At 66.7% G+C, this 908-nt stretch carries 1 protein-coding gene; it reads right to left on the minus strand.

Annotated features, from left to right (window positions below):
• Positions 1-682 (minus strand): IS630 family transposase (locus JK364_RS54460; RefSeq protein WP_201858886.1); only part of this gene is annotated, 682 nt, incomplete at its 3' end.
• Positions 683-908: the final 226 nt, after the last annotated feature.

The following is a 908-nucleotide window of genomic DNA, read 5'->3' on the forward strand; positions in this document are numbered from 1 at the left end:
CGACGTACAGCTTCTCCCCGGGCCAGCGTTCCCACAGCGTCTTGAGCAGGCTGAGGAACTCGCGCCATCGCTTGCGCTTGCGGATCCGGTAGTAGATCTTGCCGGTGGTCAGGTCGAGGGCGGCGAGCATGTGCATCACCCCGCCGTAGCGGTTGTAGGTGGCCCGCAGTCGGCAGGGCTTGCCCGCCGGGCGCCAGACTTTGCCCTTGCGCGGCATGAGGTTCAGCGGGCCGAACACATCGACGCATCTCACCCGGCCGTCGGCCGGCGGGGTCTCGTATAACGCCAGGATGCGGTGCATCTTGGCGAAGAAGTCCGGGTCGGTGGAGGCCTTCCACGTCGTGGTGGTCTGCCAGGAGACCTTGCCCTCGCGCAGGATGCGCCGCAGGGGCTCCCGGCTGATCCTGGGCACGACATGCCGTTCGACCAGATGGGCGGCGAGCTTGGACAGGCTCCAGGTGGCGAAGCCGGTGAGGCCCCAGTCGGCGGGGAACGTCCGGGCGATCAGCCGGATGTGCTCACACACCCGGTCACTGATCGCCTGGCGGCGTCCCCCGCTCCATTTCGGGTCCAGCGCGTCGATCCCCCACTCGTTGAAGGCGTGGATGACATCGCGGACGTAGTCCTCGCTGACCTGCATCAACGAGGTGACGTCTTTGACCGTCTGGCCCTGGGCGGACATCAGCACCACGATCGTCCGCCGCAGCCATACCGGATCCTTCGACGTCCGCCGGATCCTTCGACGTCCGGCTGATCCGCTGCAGCCTGCGGCCTTCCTCCATACCGACCATGCGGACAAACACACTCGGTCGACGTCCCACGACCACCTCCAAGATCAGGTCCTGGAGACAGTCTGCTGACCGCCGGGCCACGCGTCGATTACCCGGCCAGCGATGCGAGACGAGCCA

This window comes from Streptomyces endocoffeicus (genome assembly GCF_016741935.1).
GTDB classification, from domain to species: domain Bacteria; phylum Actinomycetota; class Actinomycetes; order Streptomycetales; family Streptomycetaceae; genus Streptomyces; species Streptomyces endocoffeicus.